The sequence below is a fragment of the Nocardioides sp. Z38_18 genome, from assembly GCF_058215695.1.
In genome coordinates this window covers 95,669-117,572 of record NZ_JBZAJE010000003.1, presented here as the reverse complement: position 1 = coordinate 117,572, position 21,904 = coordinate 95,669, and the positions used below count along the sequence as shown (strand labels likewise).

18 protein-coding genes and 1 tRNA gene are annotated in these 21,904 nt (G+C 69.8%); 11 read left to right on the top strand and 8 right to left on the bottom strand.

Going from position 1 to position 21,904, the window contains the following annotated elements:
- Positions 1–16: 16 nt before the first annotated feature.
- On the bottom strand, positions 17–823 hold the full coding sequence (locus tag AC4BGC_RS19880; protein WP_490548570.1) for a class I SAM-dependent methyltransferase: 807 nt from the start codon (positions 821–823) through the stop codon (positions 17–19).
- Between the two features lie 110 nt (positions 824–933).
- Here AC4BGC_RS19880 and AC4BGC_RS19875 point away from each other — a divergent pair, with 110 nt between their 5' ends.
- Complete coding sequence (locus AC4BGC_RS19875) at positions 934–2,106, top strand: glycosyltransferase family 4 protein (RefSeq protein WP_490557335.1); 1,173 nt, start codon at positions 934–936, stop codon at positions 2,104–2,106.
- Positions 2,107–2,216: 110 nt separating this feature from the next.
- On the opposite strand, the gene AC4BGC_RS19870 is transcribed toward AC4BGC_RS19875, so the two are convergent.
- The gene (locus AC4BGC_RS19870; RefSeq protein ID WP_490548568.1) at positions 2,217–2,381 is read right to left on the bottom strand and encodes a hypothetical protein; all 165 of its coding nucleotides are present in this window, start codon (positions 2,379–2,381) and stop codon (positions 2,217–2,219) included.
- 48 nt (positions 2,382–2,429) lie between these two features.
- Entirely contained in the window at positions 2,430–4,136 is a 1,707-nt protein-coding gene (locus tag AC4BGC_RS19865) for an MmpA family trehalose lipid delivery protein (protein WP_490557334.1), read from the bottom strand.
- Between the two features lie 147 nt (positions 4,137–4,283).
- Here AC4BGC_RS19865 and AC4BGC_RS19860 point away from each other — a divergent pair, with 147 nt between their 5' ends.
- Entirely contained in the window at positions 4,284–5,597 is a 1,314-nt protein-coding gene (locus AC4BGC_RS19860; RefSeq protein WP_490557332.1) for a lipopolysaccharide biosynthesis protein, read from the top strand.
- Here the strand turns inward: AC4BGC_RS19860 and polA are convergent.
- Together polA and AC4BGC_RS19850 are read right to left on the bottom strand one after the other, a co-directional pair.
- Entirely contained in the window at positions 5,523–8,216 is a 2,694-nt protein-coding gene (gene polA / locus AC4BGC_RS19855) for a DNA polymerase I (protein ID WP_490557330.1), read from the bottom strand. The two genes, AC4BGC_RS19860 and polA, sit on opposite strands and share 75 nt — an antisense overlap.
- Positions 8,217–8,276: 60 nt before the next feature.
- Entirely contained in the window at positions 8,277–8,837 is a 561-nt protein-coding gene (locus AC4BGC_RS19850) for a GNAT family N-acetyltransferase (RefSeq protein WP_490557329.1), read from the bottom strand.
- A 118-nt stretch (positions 8,838–8,955) separates the two neighbouring features.
- Between AC4BGC_RS19850 and AC4BGC_RS19845 the strand changes: the two genes are divergently transcribed.
- Positions 8,956–9,690, top strand: a complete 735-nt coding sequence (locus tag AC4BGC_RS19845; RefSeq protein WP_490548563.1) for a DUF554 domain-containing protein — start codon at positions 8,956–8,958, stop codon at positions 9,688–9,690.
- A 32-nt stretch (positions 9,691–9,722) separates the two neighbouring features.
- Here AC4BGC_RS19845 and AC4BGC_RS19840 read toward each other — a convergent pair whose 3' ends face one another.
- The gene (locus AC4BGC_RS19840) at positions 9,723–10,307 is read right to left on the bottom strand and encodes an ANTAR domain-containing response regulator (RefSeq protein ID WP_490557327.1); all 585 of its coding nucleotides are present in this window, start codon (positions 10,305–10,307) and stop codon (positions 9,723–9,725) included.
- A 176-nt stretch (positions 10,308–10,483) separates the two neighbouring features.
- On the opposite strand from AC4BGC_RS19840, the gene AC4BGC_RS19835 reads away from it, so the two are divergent.
- The 8 genes from AC4BGC_RS19835 (at position 10,484) to AC4BGC_RS19800 (ending at position 18,607) form a co-directional block, all read left to right on the top strand.
- Positions 10,484–10,570, top strand: a tRNA-Leu gene (locus tag AC4BGC_RS19835).
- Positions 10,571–10,918: 348 nt separating this feature from the next.
- Positions 10,919–12,013, top strand: coding sequence for a branched-chain amino acid ABC transporter substrate-binding protein (locus tag AC4BGC_RS19830; RefSeq protein ID WP_490548561.1), 1,095 nt, complete (start codon positions 10,919–10,921; stop codon positions 12,011–12,013).
- A 99-nt stretch (positions 12,014–12,112) separates the two neighbouring features.
- Entirely contained in the window at positions 12,113–13,087 is a 975-nt protein-coding gene (locus AC4BGC_RS19825; RefSeq protein WP_490548560.1) for a branched-chain amino acid ABC transporter permease, read from the top strand.
- Entirely contained in the window at positions 13,084–15,318 is a 2,235-nt protein-coding gene (locus tag AC4BGC_RS19820) for a branched-chain amino acid ABC transporter permease (RefSeq protein ID WP_490557326.1), read from the top strand. The genes AC4BGC_RS19825 and AC4BGC_RS19820 overlap by 4 nt, the downstream gene beginning before the upstream one ends.
- Before the next feature lies 1 nt (position 15,319).
- The gene (locus AC4BGC_RS19815) at positions 15,320–16,261 is read left to right on the top strand and encodes an ABC transporter ATP-binding protein (protein ID WP_490557325.1); all 942 of its coding nucleotides are present in this window, start codon (positions 15,320–15,322) and stop codon (positions 16,259–16,261) included.
- Positions 16,258–16,974 carry an ABC transporter ATP-binding protein gene (locus AC4BGC_RS19810; RefSeq protein ID WP_490548557.1) on the top strand — a complete coding sequence of 239 codons (717 nt, stop codon included), beginning with the start codon at positions 16,258–16,260 and terminating at the stop codon, positions 16,972–16,974. Before AC4BGC_RS19815 ends, AC4BGC_RS19810 begins: the two co-directional genes overlap by 4 nt.
- 368 nt (positions 16,975–17,342) lie before the next feature.
- Positions 17,343–17,573: a hypothetical protein gene (locus tag AC4BGC_RS19805; RefSeq protein WP_139071059.1), complete on the top strand. Its 231-nt coding sequence runs from the start codon at positions 17,343–17,345 to the stop codon at positions 17,571–17,573.
- A complete protein-coding gene (locus AC4BGC_RS19800) occupies positions 17,570–18,607 on the top strand; it encodes a serine hydrolase domain-containing protein (protein ID WP_490557323.1) in 1,038 nt (345 codons plus the stop codon). Before AC4BGC_RS19805 ends, AC4BGC_RS19800 begins: the two co-directional genes overlap by 4 nt.
- Positions 18,608–18,842: 235 nt before the next feature.
- Here AC4BGC_RS19800 and pyk read toward each other — a convergent pair whose 3' ends face one another.
- Together pyk and AC4BGC_RS19790 are read right to left on the bottom strand one after the other, a co-directional pair.
- The gene (gene pyk / locus AC4BGC_RS19795; RefSeq protein ID WP_490557321.1) at positions 18,843–20,291 is read right to left on the bottom strand and encodes a pyruvate kinase; all 1,449 of its coding nucleotides are present in this window, start codon (positions 20,289–20,291) and stop codon (positions 18,843–18,845) included.
- A 104-nt stretch (positions 20,292–20,395) separates the two neighbouring features.
- A complete protein-coding gene (locus tag AC4BGC_RS19790) occupies positions 20,396–21,862 on the bottom strand; it encodes a glutamate synthase subunit beta (protein ID WP_490548555.1) in 1,467 nt (488 codons plus the stop codon).
- Positions 21,863–21,904 lie beyond the last annotated feature (42 nt).

The following is a 21,904-nucleotide window of genomic DNA, read 5'->3' as shown; positions in this document are numbered from 1 at the left end:
AGCAGGCTTCGCCCCACTACGGCAGGTGGTAGATCCGGCGCTCGAGGATCGGGTCGTCGGCGCGGTGGTAGTCGGGCTTCACCACCGCGTTGAACCGGATCCGCTGGTCACGCCGGCGCCGCCGGGTCCGCCAGGTCAGCACCGAGGTCACCCCCTGGACGGCCACTGCCTCCCAGCCGCGGCGGTGCCCCTCGGCACGCATCGCCTCGGCCGCGAACTCCGGTGCCAGCTCACCCTCGACGCGCACTCGGATCGACCGCGACCAGTGCAGCTGGATCACGCGATGGTCGAACTTGCTGTTCAGCACCGCGTCCAGGGAGCGGCGGACACCGGCCCGGTCGATGTAGGCATCGATCTCCGCGTCGAAGTACGGCGCGTCCTTGGCCGTGAAGACCAGGGTGGGCCCCTCGGGGCCCTCCTCCAGGCGGCACCACCACAGGTGGCTGGGGAAGTCCACGATCTTCGCGCTCGCTGCCTCGGGGACCTCGATGTACCCCGCTCGGGCCACGCGCTGGAGCTCTCGTACGACGGCCTCCGGGTCGGTGACGTGCTCGAGCAGGTTGGAGCAGATCGCATAGTCGAAGACACCGTCGGCGAACGGCATGTCCGCGGCGTCCGCATCGAAGAGCGGGCGGCTCACCCGCGCGTGCTTCCTGCCGGAGCGCTGGGCCGCGAACTCGGCGCCGGCGTACCGGTCCAGCAGCACGTCGGCGCGCCAGGACGGCTTGTCGCCGCTGCCGACGTCGAGGACCAGTGCGTCCTCGGGCACGGGGACCTCGAGTCGGCGTTCACGAAACAGCTTCCACTTCGCGGCCCACGACATGGCGGGAGTATGGCAGCCGCAGACCCCGCCGCCGCGCCCGCACCAGCCTGGATGCCGACTCCCCGCGCGTTCGGGGCAAGAGCGACGAATCACCGGTAGCATCCGCTTCCATGCAGGGACAGAGTCCCGCGCCAGTCCGTGATCGCCACGTCGTGATCTTCAACTGGCGCGACACCGCCAACCCGGAGGGCGGCGGTTCGGAGCGATACACCGAGACGATGGCCCGCGGACTCGTGGAGCAAGGCGCACGCGTCACGATCTTCTGTGCAGCCCACGACCAGGCTCCCGCGGACGAGGTCGTCGACGGAGTCCGCTACGTACGTCGCGGCAACCACCTCGACGTCTACGTCAAGGGCGTCTGGAACCTGCTCCTGCGCCGCTTCGGGAAGGTCGACGTCATCGTGGACGTCCAGAACGGCCTTCCCTTCTTCACCCGCATCGCGACGCGCAAGCCGGTGGTCGTCCTGGTCCACCACGTGCACCGGGAGCAGTGGCCGGTCGTCTTCCCCGGCCTCATGGGCAAGATCGGCTGGTGGATCGAGCGCACACTGGCGCCCAGGCTCTACCGGAGGTCCCAGTACATCGCGGTCTCCCGCGCCACCAGGTCCGAGCTCGTGAGCCTTGGAGTGGACAAGAAGCGGATCGCGATCGTGCACAACGGGACGGCCGCGGCGCCATCCGTCGACGAGGTGCGCAGCCCCACCCCTGCCCTTGTCGTCGTCGGCAGGCTGGTGCCGCACAAGCAGGTGGAGCACGCGATCGACGCCGTCGTGGCACTGCGGGCGAACCACCCCGACGTCCGGCTCTCCGTCGTGGGGAGCGGGTGGTGGGAGGACGACCTGCGCAAGTACGCCGCGGAGGTGGGGGCCGGGGACCTCGTCACCTTCGAGGGCCAGGTCTCCGAGAGGCGCAAGCACGAGATCCTCGCGAGGTCGTGGCTGATGCTGCTGCCGTCCATCAAGGAGGGCTGGGGCCTGGTCATCGGGGAGGCCGGCTCCCACCGCGTGCCGACCGTTGCCTATGCGTCGGCGGGCGGGACCACCGAGTCGGTGGCGCACGGCCACTCGGGGCTCCTCGTCGCCGACCAGGCCGAGCTCACCAAAGCGGCCAGTGAGCTGGTCGAGGACGCGGACCGCCGGGAACGCCTCGGCGACGGGGCCTACGAGATGTCGCGATCGTTTGCCTGGGAGCACTCGCAGGCCTCGTTCGCGCAGGTCCTGGCCGAGGTCCTGGCAGGCCGTCGCGTCTGTGTGGAGGACCCCGAGGTCCCGGCTGCCACCTGAACCGATGACCGGCCCAGGAGAACAGCCCGGACATGCGAATGACCCGGCCCAGGGGGCCGGGTCATCGGTGAGAAGTCTGGTCGTCCCCGCACGCCGGGACCGCCGTCAGCTCAGTTGGTGTTCCCGTAGTCGATGTTCACCGGCTGCGTCACGTCGGTCGGCGACTGGTCACCGGGACTGGTCTGCGCGGTGATCAGGCTCACGATGGTCACGGCTGCGACGGCGCCACCCGCGCACAGGCTGCCGATGGTGGCGATGATTGATGTTGTTCCCACGATTCAAGACCCTCCCTGGACTCGGGCTGAACTGTAACAGCGGGATTGTCATTTGTACCTAGCCACGCGAGACCGATTCCACACGCGTCGAATCGCCATGGCCAGCCCCGCGAGCAGCGGGACGCAGAAGGCCAGCCATGCCGCACCCATCAGCCACGGCCAGGCCCGTGGCGTCGCCACGTCGGGAGCGCCGCGAAGCTCCTGGACCTCCAGCCCGGCGCCGCTGAACAGGCTGCGACCGGCGACCTCCGGCGAGGCGCCCGCGGACCTGTCGGTGACCACGAACCCGATCCCCAGCGTGCGTAGTCGCGCGGCGCGCTGCTCCGGGGTGGGCCGGGCCAGTGCCCGGGCGGCCGCGCGAGCCCGGGGGTCCTCCCCCGCGATCCTGCGACCCGAGACGTAGAGGTCGTCACCGGCGAGGAAGTCGGGTGTGAGGTAGCGGCCCAGCGGGTCGAGCACCTTGTGCCCGTCGTTCCAGGCCGGCTGCCGATAGCTGCTCAGCGGCAGCAGCAGCACGTCCCCGCTCTCCCCCCTGGCCCTGGCCTCCTCGGCCGCCGAGGCGATCACCGCCCGGGCACGGGCGTGGTCCTGCGGGTAGTCCACCGCGGAGAGCCGGCCGGAGAGACCGAAGGCGGCGTCGGGCATGGTCGCCAGCGGCACCAGCACCAGCGCCAGCACGATGGAGGGACGGGCCGCCGGCACCAGCCACGAGCACAGTCGGGCGGCGCCGTACCCCGCGGCGACCGCGAGCAGCGGTGCGCACAGGGCGAGGAGCCGGCCGCCGTCGCGCACCAGTCCCGCTCCGGGCACGTTGGCGACCAGCCAGGCGGTCTGGTCCGGTAGCGCCCAGGTGAGTACGCCGATCCCCCACCCGATCCCCCAGCAGCACGCGAACGCGACAACGTCGCGACGGCCAGTACGACGCGCCCAGTCACCCACGCCGAGGGCGACGAGCGCGACCACGAACACGAGCGCCACCCAGGCGAGCGTGCCCGTGCGGGAGTCCGGGACCACGTCCGCGTTCCAGATGCCCCCGAGCCCCAACGCGGCCAGCGGGGCGGGCAGCGATCCCTCACCGCGCAGCGCGAAGAACCGGGCGCCGTCGGGGTCCGTGAGCGCGCTGGAGGCGTGCAGCAGGCCCGAGACGATCCAGGGCGCGTTGGCAGCGGCCAGCAGGGCGACGATCGCGCCGACCCGACGGGCCGCACGTGTGAGCGCGAAGGCCACCAGCGCCACCGCCGCCACCAGGCCGGCGCTCGCACTCAGGCTCGCCAGTGGGAGCAGGAACCACAGCCGTGTCGGCAGCCTTCCTGACTCGCGCCAGGTGCGTGCCCCCTCGATCAGCCAGGGCAGCGCCGCGTAGGTGATCAGCACCGGCCAGTGCCCGATCAGCAGCCGCTCGGCCACGAACGGGTTCCACTGGTAGAGCGTGATTGCCACCAGCTGGGCGGGCAGCGACCCGGGCGCGGTGATCCGGGCCGCGCCGATCCCGCCGAGCACGAGCACCCCCAGCAGCATCAGCTTCTGCAGCAGCATGCCGGGGACCACCTCGTCGAGGACCGCGACGACCGCGTCGGAGGGCACCGCACGCGGCAGTCCCGACCCCACCCCCAGGAAGTCGGGGCGCAGCGCCAGGTCCGGCACCCAGACCATGTCGTAGCTGAGCACGTAGCCCGGCGCCAGGGCCGGGCCGAGCATCAGCAGGGCCAGGACGAGTGCCCAGGACCAGAGCAGCAGGCGGCGCCAGTGGGCCACACCTGCCTCCTCGTCCTGCACTACCGGGTCGTCTCCGCGGCCGCCTCGAGGCGCGCTCTGCCGGGGTACCTCGCTCGCGGTCGACACGATCCAACCACTCTCCCGCCGTCGGCCTGCGGCACCGGGGTCCCCGTAGGATTCATCGCTGTGAAGAAGCAGCCCACGATCCTGCGCGGCGGCATGGTCATCGCGGTCGCGATGGGCGTGATGAACGTGGCGACGTACGGCTTCACGATCATCGCCGCACGCTTGCTCGGCCCACGCGACTACGGCGCCCTCGCCGCGGTGATGGGGCTGCTCCTGGTCGTCAACGTCGTGGCGCTCGCCCTCCAGGCCACCGCCGCGCGGCGAATCGCCTCCACGCCGGGCAACGTCCAGCAGATCGAGAGCGTCATCCTGCGGGTCGGGACCCGGGCTGCGGCCGGTGTGCTCGTGGCCTGCCTGGTGATGTCGCCGGCGATCAACGCGCTCGTGCACCTGGACAGCCTCGGGACCGCTGCACTCCTCGCGTTCGCCGCCGCTCCGCTGACCCTGATGGGCGCCCAGGCGGGCATCCTCCAGGGCGAGCGCCGGTGGGCGGCGCTCGCGCTCATCTATGTCGGTGCCGGTGTTCCCCGGCTCCTGATCGGCACGGCGCTGATCCTGTGGCGGCCCACCGAGCTCGTGGCGCTCGCCGGGGTGGCCCTGGCCGCCTACGTGCCCGTGCTCGTGGGCTGGTTCGCCCTGCGCCACCCGCGCGAGACCGGTGACCTCTCACCGGACCACTCCGCCGGCGCCATGTGGCGCGAGACGTTCCACAACTCGATCGCGCTGCTTGCCTTCTTCGCGCTCTCCAACGTCGACATCCTGGTGGCACGCAACGTCCTCGACGCCCACGACGCCGGTCTGTACGCCGGCGGGCTGATCCTGGTCAAGGCGGTGCTCTTCCTCCCCCAGTTCGTTGTGGTGCTGGCGTTCCCCTCCATGGCCGACGCCTCCGCTGCCAAGGCCACGCTGTTCAAGAGCCTTGCCGTCGTGGTGCTGCTCGGCGCTGCGGCCTCGCTGGGCGTTCTGGTGCTCTCCGGGCTGGCGGTGGCCTTCATCGGTGGTGAGCAGTACTCAGCGATCCGCGACCAGCTGTGGGTGTTCGCCCTGCTCGGCACCGTGCTCTCGATGCTGCAGCTGCTGATCTACAGCGTGCTGGCCCGCCAGGCCCGGCGGGCGGTGCTCCTGGTCTGGGTCGCCCTGCTGTCCGTCGTCGCGCTGGGGCAGCTGGCCCACTCGGTCGCTGAGCTGGTCGTGCTGGTGCTCGCCGTCGACGTAGCGCTCCTGCTCACCCTGCTCGCGGTGGCCGCGCTGCGGGCGCTGCCCCCGGCCGGTGTGGATGTGGACGGCTCAGGGCCTGCCTCAGTGGGCGGCGGCGTGCCAGCTGGGACCGGTGCCGACCGAGACGTCGAGGGGCACGGTCAGGTCGGCAGCTGAGGCCATCTGCTCGCGCACCAGCGCCTCGAGGGCCGCGCGCTCCCCCTCGGCGACCTCGAAGACGAGCTCGTCGTGCACCTGCAGCAGCATCCGCGACCCCAGCTGCTGCTCGCGCAGCGCACCGTCGACGTTGAGCATGGCGACCTTGATCAGGTCGGCCGCGGAACCCTGGATCGGGGCGTTCAGCGCCATCCGCTCGGCCATCTCCCGGCGCTGGCGGTTGTCGCTGGTCAGGTCCGGCAGGTAGCGCCGGCGCCCGAGGATCGTCTCGGTGAAGCCGGTACGCCGCGCCTCGTCCACGATGCTCGCGAGGTAGTCGCGCACGCCGCCGAAGGTCTCGAAGTACTCCTCCATCAGACCGCGCGCCTCGCTGGTGTCGATGCGCAGCTGCTGGGAGAGACCGAACGCGGACAGCCCGTAGGCGAGGCCGTAGTTCATCGCCTTGATCTTGGCGCGCATCTCACCGGTGACCTCGCCAGGATCGACGCCGAAGACCCGGGCAGCGGTCACGGAGTGGAAGTCGTGACCGGAGCGGAACGCCTCGATCAGGGCGGCGTCCCCGGACAGGTGCGCCATGATCCGCATCTCGATCTGCGAGTAGTCGGCCGTGAGCAGCTCGGAGAAGCCGGGACCCACGACGAACCCCTCGCGGATGCGCCGCCCGGCCTCGGTGCGCACCGGGATGTTCTGCAGGTTGGGGTCGGTGCTGGAGAGCCGTCCGGTGGCGGCGATCAGCTGGTTGAACGTGGTGTGGATCCGGCCGTCTTCGGCCACGGTCTTCAGCAGGCCCTGGACGGTCTGGCGCAGCCGGATCGCGTCGCGGTGCTCGAGCAGGTGCTCGAGGAACGCGTGCCCGGTCTTCTCGTAGAGGCTCTGCAGCGCGTCGGCGTCGGTGGTGTAGCCGGTCTTCGTGCGCTTGGTCTTGGGCATCTCGAGCTCGTCGAAGAGGATCACCTGGAGCTGCTTGGGCGAGCCGAGGTTGACCTCCTTGCCGATCACGGCGTACGCCGCATCAGCGGCCTCGCGCACGCGCACCGCGAAGCCCTCCTCGAGCTCGCTGAGGAGATCGTGGTCGACGGCGATGCCGGTCTGCTCCATCCGGGCGAGCACGTCGATCAGGGGCAGCTCGACCTTGGTCAGCAGACCGGTGCCGCCGCGCTCGTCCAGCTCGAGGTCGAGGGCGGTGGCCAGGTCGAGCACCGCGCTCGCGTGCAGCATCGCGGTGTCGGCGGTGGTGTCCTCCTCGATCCCGTCCAGGCTGAGCTGCCCGTCGTCGGTGGTCCCCTGCCGCAGCTCGCGCTTGAGGTAGCGCACGGTGAGGTCGGCGAGGTCGTAGGAACGCTGGTCGGGACGGGCGAGGTAGGCCGAGAGCGCCGTGTCGCGCTCGAGCCCCAGCAACGGCCACCCGCGGGCGGCCAGGGCCAGCATCGGGCCCTTCGCGTCGTGGAGCACCTTCGGCTGCCCGGGGTCGCCGAGCCAGGAGACCAGCGCGGCGTCGTCCTCGGGGGTGATGCCCTCGGTCGCGACGTGGGCGGCGGCGCCCTCGGTGGTGGCGAGGGCGAGTCCCAGCACGTCGCCGGTGCCCGAGCCCCACGTGCCCTCGAGGTGGACGCCGACCCGCTCGCCGGTGCGGGCGTGCTCAGCAAGCCAGTCGGCCACCTGGCCGGGCGCAAGGCGGGTCATGTCGAGGGCGAAGCCGGAGTCGTCGATCTCCTCCTCGGACTGCAGCGTCTCGAAGAGCCGGTCGCGCAGCACCCGGAACTCGAGGCCGTCGAAGAGGGTGTGCACCTCCTGGCGGTCCCACGGCTGGATCGCCAGGTCGCCGGGGGCGAGCGGGAGGTCGAGGTCGCACACCAGCGCGTTGAGCTGGCGGTTCCTGATCACGTCGTCAAGGTGCTCGCGCAGGCTCTCGCCGGCCTTCCCCTTGATCTCCTCCGCGCGGTTCACGACGTTCTCCAGGCCGTCGTAGAGCGTGATCCACTTCGCGGCGGTCTTGGGACCGACCCCGGGCACGCCGGGCAGGTTGTCGGAGGTCTCGCCGACCAGGGCGGCCAGCTCGGGGTAGCGGGCGGGCGGCAGGCCGTAGCGCTCCTCCACGGCGGCAGGCGTCATCCGCTTCATCTCCGAGACGCCGCGCATCGGGTAGATGACCGTGGTGGTGTCGTTGACCAGCTGGAAGGAGTCGCGGTCCCCGGAGCAGATCAGGACCTCGAAGCCCTCGGCAGTCGCCTGCGTCGCGAGCGTGCCGATGATGTCGTCGGCCTCGAAGCCGACCTTCTCGATGAAGGGGACGCGCAGGGCGTTGAGCACCTCCTTGATCAGCGAGACCTGGCCCTGGAACTCGTCGGGGGACTTCGCCCGGTTGGCCTTGTAGTCGGCGTACGCGTCGGCGCGGAAGGTCGCCCGCGAGACGTCGAAGGCGACCGCGAGGTGGGTCGGCTGCTCGTCGCGGAGCACGTTGATCAGCATCGCGGTGAAGCCGTAGACCGCGTTCGTGTGCTGCCCGGTCGTGGTGGAGAAGTTCTCCACCGGCAGCGCGTAGAAGGCTCGGTAGGCCAGCGAGTGACCGTCGAGCAGGAGGAGGCGGGGACGGGCGGGGGTGGAAGGCGACGCTGACACGGATTCGACCCTAACGGTTGACGCCGACAGGTGGCTCGGCGGAGGGCAGTCCGGCCAGGCTCAGGCGGTGTCCTGGCGACGACGCATGGAGCGACGCTGGGCCAGCACCTCGACGAGGTGCCGGTTGCCGCGCTGCCCGCGCTCGGGGGTGAGCTTCTTGCGCAGCCCGGCGACGCTGGAGTGGCGCACCGTCCCGAGCGTGACCAGCCCGAGCCGGGCGAAGAAGCGGTTGGTCTCCCGGTTGCCGTCGGTGATCGCGGTGACCTCGTGGATGTCCTTCTCCTCGGCCCAGGTCACGGCGGCCTCCAGCAGGGCGTGGGCGTAGCCGTGCCGCCGGAAGGGCTGCGAGACGACGAGGTAGGAGGTGTGCACGGCCGACTCCATCGACAACGGGGAGACCGGGCCGCGGGAGAGCTTGACCGCCGCCACGATGCGGCCCTCGTGCTCTGCGACGAGCAGTCGCTGGTCCGGGTCGGCAGCCACGGTGGCCAGGGCGCGCTCGGCGTCCTCCAGCGTCCTTCCGGGATGCCCTCCCGGACGCGGCGTCACGCACCAGATCTTGATGAGGGCGTCGGCGTCGTCAGGGCACGCGTCACGGATCTGCGGGGGTTGGCGCGCCATGGATGCCCCTTCCCTGCTGTCGCTGTGACCGGACATGATCTGCGGCGACGGTGAGAGACTGACGCCGCTTTGGATGAACACTAAAGGAGATTGGGTGCTCCCCGGAATCGGTACGGCCGTGAACGTTGTCACGGTGCTCATCGGCAGCACGGTCGGCGTACTCGTGGGACACCGCCTGCCCGAGCGCACGCGCAAGGTGGTCACCGACGGTCTGGGCCTGGTCACCCTGCTCATCGCCGGCACCTCGGCCATGGCCGTGGGCGACGAGGTGCTCAGCGACGCGGTCGGCTCCTCGGCACCCATGCTGATCGTCCTCGGGGCCGTGCTCATCGGCGGGATCACCGGGTCGCTGCTGCGGATCGAGGACCGGCTGGAGGGGTTCGGCGGGCTGCTGCAGCGTGCCGCCGTACGCCGCTTCGGGGCCGGCGGCGGGAGCGAGGCGCGGGAGCGGTTCATCCAGGGTTTCGTGATCAGCTCGCTGGTCTTCTGCGTCGGTCCGCTGACGATCCTGGGCTCGATCAACGAGGGGCTCGGCAACGGCGCGGACCAACTGCTGCTCAAGTCGGCCCTCGACGGCTTCGCCTCGATCGCGTTCGCGGCCTCCTTCGGCTGGGGCGTCGCGGCCAGCGTCCTGGCGCTGATCGCGATCCAGGGCAGCCTCACCGCCCTGGGAGCCGGGCTCGGCAGCTTCGTGCCCGACGCCCACCTCAGCGCGCTCACGGCCACCGGCGGCCTGCTCCTCGTCGGGGTGGCCCTGCGCCTGCTCGACCTCAAGCAGGTCAAGGTCGCCGACCTGCTCCCGGCACTACTGGTCGCCCCGCTGCTCACCGAGCTGGTGATCGCGCTCCGCTGAGCGGGCGGCCAGCGGATCCGGACCCAGCCAAGTCACTCGCCAGGAGCGGAGACGTTCCCCATGTCCGGGCCGTGGGAGACGACGCCGTCGGCGACCTGGCGCATCGAGAGCCGCAGGTCCATCGCGGTCTTCTGGATCCAGCGGAACGCCTCCGGCTCGCTGAGCCCGAGGCTCTGCTGGAGCACGCCCTTCGCGCGGTCGACGGTCTTGCGCGTCTCGAGGCGCTCGGTCAGATCGGCGACCTCGGACTCGACCTGGCGCAGCTCCTGGAACCGGCTGACCGCCATCTCGATGGCCGGCACCAGGTCGGTGTGGTCGAAGGGCTTGACCAGGTAGGCCATCGCCCCGGCGTCGCGCGCCCGGTCCACCAGGTCGCGCTGGCTGAACGCCGTGAGGATCACCACCGGGGCGATCCGCTTCGCCGCGATCAGCTCCGCGGCTGCGATCCCGTCGAGCCGGGGCATCTTCACGTCGAGGATCACCAGGTCGGGCAGGTGCTGCTCGACGAGCTCGACCGCCTTCTCCCCGTCCTCGGCCTGGCCGACGACGTCGTACCCCTCCTCGGCCAGCATCTCGGCGAGGTCGAGCCGGATCAGCGCCTCGTCCTCGGCGATCACCACCCGGCGGCGTACCCCCGGGCCACCGGTCCCCGCAGTCTCTCGGCTCGCTGTGCTTGGGCCCGTCGACGCACCCGGACGGCGTGAGGGAGGCGGGCCGGGGACGGCGGGCGGAGTGGCGGTCACATGCGGGAGGTTAGCGCCACCCGGGCTCCGGTACCGTTGGCGCTCGTCACGCCGGGTTGGCGAAATCGGTAAACGCAATGGTCTCAAACACCATCGTCTGAAAAGACTTGTGGGTTCAAGTCCCACACCCGGCACCACGCACCACCTCCCCGTCCCCCTGTTCCAGCAGGGCGGGACGGTCCAGGAGGGCGCGCAGGGCACCCCGATTCTTCCCGATCGAGGTCGAAGTGGGTTAGTCCAGTTGACCATTCATGTTTCGACTCGGCTACGAACGGCCGTGATCCTTGACACTCCCTCCCCCTGCGAGAAACCTTCTCGCAGCGGTCTCGTCCGAGGCCCGACACACGTGGCCCGCAAGGGCCCCGGTCAACGGAGGAAATTGCATGCGGACTCGCCCCCTGGCGAAGCTTGCCGCCATCGGTCTCGTAGGCGCACTCGCGCTCACCGGTTGCGGAAGCTCGGAGAAGAAGGACGAAGACTCGGGCTTGAGCGGCGGTAGCGGTGCCAGCAGCGGCGACACCTACACCATCGCGTTCCAGGGCCCGTTGTCCGGTGACAACCAGCAGCTGGGCATCAACGAGGTGCAGGGCGCCGAGCTGGCCATCAACCAGGCCAACGAGAGCGGCGACCTCGACTTCAAGCTGAAGCTGCTCAAGGCCGACGACATCGGCGACCAGTCCAAGGCCCCCTCGGCCGCCCAGCAGGTCCTCCAGGACTCCACCGTGGTCGGCGTCGTCGGCCCCGCGTTCTCCGGGCCCACCAAGGCGGTCGCCAAGACCTACGGCGACGCGAACGTCGGGCTGATCAGCCCCTCGGCCACCAACCCCGACCTGACCGCGCAGGGCTTCACCACCTTCCACCGGATCGTCCCCGCCGACAACGTCGAGGGCGTCCAGGCTGCCGACTGGCTCTCCAAGAAGGCCAAGAAGGTCTTCGTGATCGACGACCTGAGCGAGTACGGCAAGGGCGCGGGCGACCAGGTCCGGGCGCAGCTGAAGAAGAACGGCACCGAGGTCATCTCCGAGGGCGTCGACGCCAAGACCGACGACTACGGCCCGATCGCGACCCAGGTCGCCCGGTCCGGCGCGCAGGCGATGTTCTACGGCGGGTACGACGCCCAGGCCGTCAAGCTGGCCAAGGCACTCAAGGCGGCCAACTTCAGCGGGATCCCGGTGGGCGGCAACGGCGTGAAGTCGTCGGTGTTCTCCGACGGTGCCGGTGCTGCCGGTGACGGCTGGTTCTTCTCCTGTGGCTGCCTCGACGCCGTCACGGCCCCCGGTGCCGAGGACTTCACCGCGGCCTACAAGGAGGCCTACCAGGACGACCCGTCCACGTACTCCCCCGAGGCCTACGACGCTGCCAACGCCATGATCGAGGCCATCAAGGCCGCCAAGGCCGACGGCGAGGTCACCCGTGAGTCGGTGGCCAAGGCGATCAAGGAGCTCGACTACAAGGGCATCACCACCACCATCAAGTTCCAGGAGAACGGTGAGCTGGAGGAGTCCTCGCAGGTGATCAACCTGTTCGAGCAGAAGGACGGCGCGATCTCGGTCGTCGGAGACATCCGGGAGCAGAGCTGACCTCACGGGGTCAGAGCTGCACTTGACATGACACGAAGCGGTGCGCGCGCCAACCGGCGGGCGCACCGCTTTGTGTGAGCAAGAGATCCATTCCGCTCCATGTGTGCCTGGGAGGGCGACCGGCGAATGCAAGACTTCCTCAACTTCCTCGTTCTCGGACTGACCCGAGGTTCGATGTATGCGCTGATCGCGCTGGGCTACACGCTCGTGTACGGCGTGCTGCAGCTGATCAACTTCGCGCACAGCGAGGTGTTCATGGCCGGTGCGTTCGGCAGCTACCTGGTGGTCAACCAGGTGGCCGGCGACACCTTCCTGCCCTGGTACGGCGTCATCGGGGTCCTCCTGCTGGGCCTCGTCTCCGGCGGGGCCGTGGGCGCCGTGGTCGCACTCGGTCTCGAACGCGTGGCCTACCGGCCGCTGCGCCGCCGCGGAGCACCCCGGCTGGCCTTCCTGATCAGTGCGATCGGGATGTCGTTCTTCCTCTCCCAGCTCGCCGGCAAGCTGTTCAACCGGCAGAAGAACAACTTCTTCCCCTCCTACTTCGACGCCAACAAGCGTCTCCTCGACATCGGGGGCGTCCACATCACGCTCCTGCAGGTGATCATCGTGGTCTCCGCGGTCGTGATGATGGTCTTCTTGGACCAGCTGGTCTCCCAGACCAAGCTGGGCCGCAGCATCCGCGGCGTGGCCGAGGACGCACCCACCGCAGCCCTGATGGGCATCGACATCGACCGCACCATCGCGCGCACGTTCATCATCGGCGGCGCCCTCGGTGGCGCGGCCGGATTCCTGTTCGGCACCGCCTTCGGGTTCTTCAACACGATGGGCTTCATCCCCGGCGTCAAGGCGTTCGCCGCCGCCGTCCTCGGTGGCATCGGCAACATCCGCGGCGCCATGCTGGGAGGCCTGCTCCTCGGGGTGGTCGAGGCCCTCGTGCCCACCGCCCCCTGGTCGGGCGGACAGTCCTGGATCGGGCTGGAGTGGACCGACGTGGTGGCCTTCGTGGTCCTGGTCCTGATCCTGGTCTTCCGACCATCCGGCATTCTCGGCGAGCGTCTCGGGAGGGCCGCATGAAGCGCGAATCGGAGCTCAGCATCCACCTCAAGCGCCTGGGCAGCTGCCTGTTGCTCGGCTTCGTCCTCGCGCTCATGATCGGCAAGCACGAGGGCAGCCAGAGCGACTACGGGTACGCCTTCCGCGAGGCGGTCCTCAAGCCACGCATCTTCGTCTTCCTCGGCATCGGCGTACTGGTCTACCTGCTGGTGACGTTCTGGCCGCGCGTCCAGCCCTACCTCAAGCGCCCGGGCGTGCGTCCGCTGGCCGCGGGCGCCATCACGGTGCTCGCCGCCAACGCGCTGCTGCGCTGGACCGACAGCGGGCAGATCGACGGTGGCAAGCTGGGCGCCCTCGCCAAGGCCTCGGCCGACACCGGGGCCCTGGACTTCCTGACCCGGGCGTTCTTCGGCACCATCGTGCCCGGCACCCCCTGGATCCTGCTGGTGGTCGTGGTCGTCCTCTCCGCCGCCGCGATCGTCCTGGGCAACAGCACGATCGCCTGGACCACCGCCGGCCTCTCGGCGCTGGTCGGCTTCTGGGGGCTGTACGCGCAGATCCAGGTCCGGGACTTCCTCGGCGCCCCCGACCACTCCACGGGCGCCCTGGTGGCCCTGCTCGGCTACCTGACCATCACCACGTCCACGGTGGTGATGGCGCGGTCCTCGGCCAAGGTCGCCGACACCCGCGGCTTCATCGACGAGGTCTTCTCCTGGCGTCCGGGCCTGCCGCTGGTGGTCCTCGGGCTCGTGGTCGGCCTGATGTCGATGCTTTGGGCGTCCTGGTTCTCCCCCACCAACACCAACGACTCCCTGCTCGACCTCAGCTCGCGCTTCTCCGGCTCCGGCATCAACGGCCTCACCTCGGCGTACCTCAGCTGGCTGGTGTGGGTGCTGTTCCTGGCCACGGTGGGCATCGCCGGCGCTGCGACGTACCTGCGTCGCCGCGACCTCGGCTGGGTGACGCTGGTGCTGGGCGTCGCCTCGGTGCTGATCACCCTGATGGTGCTGCACGACTTCACCGCCGTCGCCGCCGAGGCCGGCTTCGACGGGGTCACCAAGGCGTGGAAGAACACCGGCGTCGGTGGCTGGCTGCTGTGCGCGGTCTTCACCATGCTCGCCGGTGCGGGCTGGATCGTGGCCACCCATGAGAAGACCGACGACGTCGTGGTCACGGCCGCGCTCGACGGCGACTCCGACCACCTGGCCACGACCTCGGCCAACTTCGGCAAGGTCGCCCTGTTCGTGGTCATCGCCGCAGCGCTGTTCTACCCGCCGATGGCGACCCCGTTCTGGCAGTCCGTGCTGGTCTCCCAGATCGGCATCTACGTCCTGCTCGCGATCGGGCTCAACGTCGTCGTGGGCTGGGCCGGGCTGCTCGACCTCGGGTTCATCGCCTTCTACGCGATCGGCTCCTACACCACGGCGTACCTCGTCGGGGCGCTGCCGGTGAAGCCCCCGGAGTGGCTGATCCTGCCGCCGCTCGCGGCGATCCCGTTCGCGATCGTGATCTGCCTGATGGCGGGCGTGACCCTGGGTGCGCCCACGCTGCGGTTGCGCGGCGACTACCTCGCGATCGTCACCCTGGGCTTCGGCGAGATCATCCGGATCGCGGCGGTCAACAACCCCGGCGGCTTCACCAACGGTCCCCGGGGCGCGATCAACATCCCGCACCCCGAGATCGACCTCGGCTTCTTCTCGTTCAAGTGGGGCCTGGACTCCTTGCCCTACTGGTACCTGCTGCTGGTGCTGGTCTGCCTGATCGTGCTGCTGTTCACGCGCCTGGAGAACTCCCGGCTCGGGCGCGCCTGGGCCGCGATCCGCGAGGACGAGGTGGCGGCGCAGGCCACCGGCATCAACACGATGCGGGTCAAGCTGCTGGCGTTCGCGATCGGCGCCTCCACCTCGGGTGTGGCCGGCGTGTTCTTCGCCAGCCAGGTCGGCGTGATCAGCCCGGACAACTTCCTGCTGAACAACTCGATCCTGGTCGTGGCCTACGTCGTCTTCGGCGGCATGGGCTCGCTCCCGGGCGCGATGGCCGGTGCCGCCGTACTCACCTGGCTGCCGGAGTTCCTCAAGGACCAGGTCCCCGCCGAGGACCGGCAGATGTGGATCGGTGCGGTTATCTTGCTGATGATGATCTTCCGTCCCGCCGGCCTCATCCCGGCCAAGCGCCGCAAGGCCGAGCTCTCCGGGCTCGACCGTCCCAGGAGTGCCGAACCCGCGGTCGTCCCGGCCGCCGAGGGGAGCTGAGATGACCACGACCGCACCCGAGCACGCCGAAGGCGCGACGACCCACGACATCGTCTACGACGTCAAGGACGTCACGCTCCGCTTCGGCGGTGTCACCTCGCTGAGCAACATCTCCCTGGAGATGCGCCGGGGCGAGATCCTGGCGGTGATCGGGCCCAACGGCGCCGGAAAGACCTCGCTGTTCAACTCGCTCACCGGGGTCTACACCCCCCAGGAGGGCACCATCACCCTGGCTGCCCGGGTCGGCGACTCGATGCAGAGCGTGCTCGGCAAGAAGACGCACGTGATCAACCGGATGGGCGTGGCCCGCACCTTCCAGAACATCCGGCTGTTCCCGGCGCTCACCGCGCTGGAGAACGTCAAGGTGGGGGTCGAGACCCGGCAGAAGGCCGGCCCGATCGCGGCGATGCTGGGGATGCCCTGGCAGCGGCGCGAGGAGCGCGAGTCGACGGAGAAGGCCTACGAGCTGCTGCGGTTCGTGGGGCTCACCCGTCGCGCCAACGAGCTCGCCGGCTCGCTGGCGTACGGCGAGCAGCGGCGCCTCGAGATCGCCCGCGCCCTCGGGACCGACCCCGGCGTGATCCTCCTCGACGAGCCGGCCGCGGGCACCAACCCCGTGGAGAAGCAGGAGCTGGCCGCGCTGATCCAGAAGATCAACGTGGAGGACAACATCTCGGTGCTGCTGATCGAGCACGACATGAAGCTCGTGATGTCGGTCGCGCACCGCCTGATCGTGCTGAACTTCGGCGAGAAGATCGCCGAGGGGACCCCCGAGCAGATCCAGCGCGACCCCGCGGTGGTCGCCGCCTACCTCGGTACCTCCGAGGACGAGGCGCAGGCGATGACCGAGGGCCTCGAGGTCCACGCGATCGAGGTGGACGAGTCCGTCCTCGACGAGCCCGGCGGCCCCACCGGCACCGACCCCCAAGGAGAGAAGCGATGAGCCTGCTCGAGGTCGATGACATCGAGGTGCGCTACGGCGCCATCCGCGCGCTCAAGGGCGTCTCCTTCCACGTGGAGGAGGGCGAGGTCGTCGCGCTGCTCGGCGCCAACGGTGCGGGCAAGACGACCACCCAGAAGACCGTCTCGGGGATGATGCGGCCCTCCCTCGGCGAGATCCGGTTCGACGGCCTCCGGATCGACGGGCTGCCCGCGCACGACCTGATCAGCCTGGGCATCTGCCACGTCCCCGAGGGCCGGCGGGTGTTCCCCCGGATGACGGTGGCCGAGAACCTCGAGATGGGCGCGTTCCGGTTCAAGCGGCCCGACCAGCAGGTCCTCGCGCGCTGCTACGAGTACTTCCCGCGGCTGCTGGAGCGCAAGGCACAGCTGGCCGGGACGCTGTCGGGTGGTGAGCAGCAGATGCTCGCGATCGCGCGCGCCCTGATGGGCAAGCCCCGGCTGCTGCTGCTCGACGAGCCCTCGATGGGGCTCGCCCCGCTGATCGTCCGCCAGATCTTCGACATCGTCCGCGAGATCAACTCCACCGGGGTCACGGTGCTGATCGTGGAGCAGAACGCCGCGCAGGCGCTCTCCCTGGCCGATCGTGGCTACGTGCTGGAGACCGGCGAGCTGGTGCTCTCGGGCACCGGCCAGGAGCTGCTGGCCGACGACCGCATCCGCGCCGCCTACCTCGGCGAGGAGATCACCGCCTGAGCGGTGGCCCCCCTCTGCGATTGAGGTGTGATATCGGCAGCCCTCCGGGCCGACTGGTGCGTCCCATCCGCGCGGATCGCGGCATGGTCGGGCGGATGCCCGCTGGGCGGAATGGTCGGGCGGATGCCCGCTGGGCGGAATGGTCGGGCGGATGCCCGCTGGGCGGAATGGTCGGGCAGAGCCCGTATGGCGGCCGTGGAGTGCGTTCAGGAACCATCCGACCAGTTGGGAGCCCAGGCAACGAGTCGGTCAGCGAACCCGTCGGTGTCGTGGGGCGAGCGAATCGGGCGACCGCGGTAGAAGGATGTGCCGCTGCGGGCAGTCAACGTAAGTTGACGATCATAGAGAAGTCAACTAGGGTTGACCGCATGGCCGATGTTGATCTTGCATGGATCACCGAGCACACCGATCCCCTCCAAGCGTTGCGCGAAGCGACCGCGCTGCGCCGCCGACTGGAAGGACACGAAGAGGTCCTGGTCCACCGTGCCCGCGTGTCAGGGACCACGTGGGCACAGATTGCCGAGGCGCTCGGCGTCTCGAAGCAAGCCGTCCACAAGAAGTACGGGGGCCGGCACCTGTTCGGCCGCACGGAGGCATGACGATGATCAACTCGCTCCTTGACGATCTGTCAGGACGAACAGCGCAACGACTCGGCGCTGGACAGCGTGGTGTCGTGGTGGTGGGTGCGCTGCACGGCAGGCAGTCCGCAGTGCACGGCGCAGATCCCGGCACGCAGTTCGAGATCGGTTCCATCACCAAGACGTTCACCGCGCTCGCCTTGGCCCAGCTCGCCGTGCGCGGCGTCGTGGGGCTGGACCAACCCCTGAGCGACCTCCTACCTCGTGACATCACGGCCCCCCAGCGCGGCGGCGAGGTCATCAGGCTGAGGCACCTGGCCTCCCACACTTCTGGGTTACCAAGGCTTCCCAAGGGGACCCTGCCATGGGGCCTGTTGCGAGCAGACCCCTACGCCGGATGCACCGGCGAGCTCCTGATGGACGGGTTGCGGCGCACCCGTTTGCGATCGGTGCCCGGCACCCGCTTCTGCTACTCCAACCTCGGCGCCGGCTTGCTCGGATTCGTCCTGGCACGCCACACCGAGACCGACTACGACTCGCTCGTCCAGGCCGAGATCTGCCGGCATCTGGGCATGACAGACACCCGCGTGGTCCTCGATCTCGAAGGCGCAGCCCGGTTGGCCCCCGGTCACTCCCGCACGGGACGACCACGCCCACCGTGGCACCTGGCCGCCCTCGCCGGTGCCGGCGGCCTTCACTCGACGGTTCCCGACCTGCTCAGGCTCGCGCGGGCCCACCTCGGCCCCGCCCCCGAAGAACTCGCCGAAGCGATCGCTCTCAACCGCACGACCGCGCACCGCATCAACGCACGAGCTGCGATCCATCCCGGCTGGATCGCAGCCAACCTGCCGCGCACCCAGCATCGAGTCATGTTCCACAGTGGCGGCACGGGTGGATATCGCAGCCTGCTGGCTATAGCCCCCGAACACGGCGCCGCAGTCGTGATCCTCAACGCCAACAACCGACCCGTGGATCGTCCCGGCCTCAAGCTGCTCGGGCAGATCATCGACTCCGGACCCGGATTCGGGTCCGATCCCGTCCCGGCCGCCGCCTGACCGACCTGACGTGGGTAGAGAGCTCGGCGAAGTAGCGACCGGTCGCAGTCGGCGGAGTCAGCCAACGGATCCCGCGCATTCACGTGCCCCGCCCTGCGGCGCACGACTCCGGATGCAACGGATGATCGCCTCAACTAACCGATGCGTCCGACGTCAGAGGCACAACATGCTCGGCACTATCACACCTCAATCGCATAGGGGGGCGGTGGCGGCGCGGCCGCGATCAGAGTCGGCGTCAGGGCTGGCGGCGGTACGCCGGCGCGACGCCCTTGATCGCGTCGCCCATCCGGTGGATCCGCAGGGCGTTGGTCGATCCCGGTATGCCCGGAGGCGCTCCGGCGATGATCACCACGAGGTCGCCCTCCTTGACCCGCCCGATCTTGAGCAGCTGCTCGTCGACCTGGCGGACCATCTCGTCGGTGTGCTCGACCCTCGCCGTCAGGAAGGTCTCCACGCCCCAGCTCAGCGAGAGCTGGGAGCGGACCACGGACTCGGGGGTGAACGCCAGGACCTGGATCCGGCCCCGGTAGCGAGCCAGTCGTCGCGCGGAGTCGCCGCTCTGGGTGAACGCTACGAGGTACTTCGCACCCACCCGCTCGGCCACCTCGGCTGCGGCCTTGGCGATCACGCCACCACGGGTCTTCGGCTGCCAGTCGATCGCGGCCATGTGGTGCAGCTCGTGGTCCTCGGTCGAGCTGATGATCCGTGCCATCGTCCGCACGGTCTCGATGGGGTACTCCCCCACGCTGGTCTCCCCGGAGAGCATCACCGCGTCAGCGCCGTCGAGGACCGCGTTGGCGACGTCGGAGGCCTCGGCACGCGTCGGTGCCGGGTTGGTGATCATCGACTCGAGCATCTGGGTCGCCACGATCACCGGCTTGGCATTGCGCCGCGCCTTCTCGACCACCCGCTTCTGCAGGAACGGGACGTCCTCGAGCGGGCACTCCACGCCCAGGTCGCCGCGCGCCACCATGAAGCCGTCGAAGGCCTTGATGATCTCGTCGAGGTTCTCGATGGCCTGCGGCTTCTCGATCTTGGCGATGACCGGCAGCAGCACACCCTCCTCGCGCATGATCTTGCGGACGTCGTCGGCGTCCGCGGCCGAGCGCACGAAGGACAGGGCGATGAAGTCGACCGTCAGGTGCAGGCCCCAGCGCAGGTCCTCGATGTCCTTCTCCGACATCGCCGGCACGCTCACCGGGACACCGGGGAGGTTGATGCCCTTGTGGTCGCTGACGCGCCCTCCCGTGACCACGACCGTGTGCACGTCGGTCCCGCTGACCTCGACCACCCGCAGGCGCACCTTGCCGTCGTCGATCAGGATCTGGTCGCCCGCGCCGACGTCCCCGGGAAGCCCCGGGTAGGTCGTGGGGGCGACCTCGTTGTCGCCCTCGATGTCCCGGGTCGTGATGGTGAAGGCCTGACCGGTGGTGATCCGGGTCGACCCCTCCCGGAAGCGACCGAGCCGGATCTTGGGGCCCTGGAGGTCCACGAAGATCCCGACCCCGTGGCCGCTCTCGTCCGAGGCCTGCCGCACCCGGCGGTAGATCTGCTCGTGGTCGGCGTAGGTGCCGTGACTGAGGTTGAGCCGGGCCACGTCCATGCCGGCGTCGACGAGCTCACGGATCCGTTCCGCGGATGAAGTAGCCGGACCAAGGGTGCACACGATCTTTGCTCTTCGCACCCGCCGACCCTATCCGGCCGGACTTGAACGATCCAAGGCGACCGCCCACCAGATGCGCCCGGGTTCCCTGCCGGGGACCCGGACGCATCGGTGCGGTCAGTTGATCAGGCGGTCAGCGGCCGCTCGGCCGGCGAGACCGGCGCGTGCAGCGTCGTGGTGCCGGTGAGCCAGGTGTCGACCGCGGCTGCGGCCGCGCGGCCCTCGGCGATCGCCCAGACGATCAGCGACTGGCCACGGCCCACGTCACCGGCGACGAAGACGCCCTCGACCGAGGAGGAGTACCCGTTGTCGCGGGCCACGTTGCCGCGCTCGTCGAGCTCCACGCCCAGCTGCTCGATGAGCCCTTCGCGCTCCGGACCGGTGAAGCCCATGGCGAACAGCACCAGCTCGGCCGGGATCTCGCGCTCGGTCCCCTCGACGTCCTGGAACTTGCCGTCCTTGAACTCCGCGTCACAGACCCGCAGCGCCCGGACGTTGCCGTCCTCGTCGCCGAGGAACTCCTGGGTGGAGATCGAGTAGACACGCTCGCCGCCCTCCTCGTGTGCCGAGGAGACGCGGAAGAGCATCGGGTACGTCGGCCAGGGCTGGTTGCCCGGACGGGTCTCCCCCGGCCGGTCCATGATCTCCAGCTGCGTGATCGACTTCGCGCCCTGACGGATCGAGGTGCCCAGGCAGTCGGCGCCGGTGTCGCCGCCGCCGATGATCACGACGTTCTTGCCGGCAGCGCTGATCTGTCCCTCGACCGTCTCGCCGAGCGAGGCCCGGTTGGACTGCGGCAGGAACTCCATCGCCTGGTGGATGCCGCCGAGGTCACGCCCCGGTGCGGGCAGGTCGCGGGCAGCCGTCGCCCCCATCGCCAGTACGACGGCGTCGTAGCGCTCCAGGAGCGCCGGTCCGGTCATCGCGGCCCCGACGTCGACGCCGGCGCGGAACACGGTGCCTTCGCGCCGCATCTGGTCCAGCCGCCGGTCGAGGACCTTCTTCTCCATCTTGAACTCGGGGATGCCGTAGCGCAGCAGGCCGCCGATCTTGTCCGCGCGCTCGTAGACCGCGACGGTGTGCCCGGCGCGGGTGAGCTGCTGCGCGGTGGCCAGGCCGGCAGGGCCGGAGCCGATCACCGCGACGGTCTTGCCCGAGAGCCACTCAGGTGGCTGGGGGCGTACGGCGCCGGAATCCCATGCGCGGTCCGCGATCGTGACCTCGACGTTCTTGATCGTCACGGGATCCTGGTTGATGCCGAGCACGCAGGCCGTCTCGCACGGAGCGGGGCAGAGCCGGCCGGTGAACTCGGGGAAGTTGTTCGTGGCGTGCAGCCGCTCGATCGCCGCGTCCCAGTCGTCGCGCCAGACGAGGTCGTTCCACTCCGGGATGATGTTGCCCAGCGGGCAACCCTGGTGGCAGAACGGGATGCCGCAGTCCATGCAGCGTCCGGCCTGGGTCTTGATGATCGGCAGCAGGGCCCGGCCCGGCCCACCGGGGTAGACCTCGTTCCAGTCCTGCTTGCGCTCCTCGACCGGGCGCCGCTCGGCGACCTCGCGGCCGTTCTTGAGGAAGCCCTTGGGGTCAGCCATGAGCAGGCACCTTCCTTGATGCAGTGACTTCGGGCACGGACC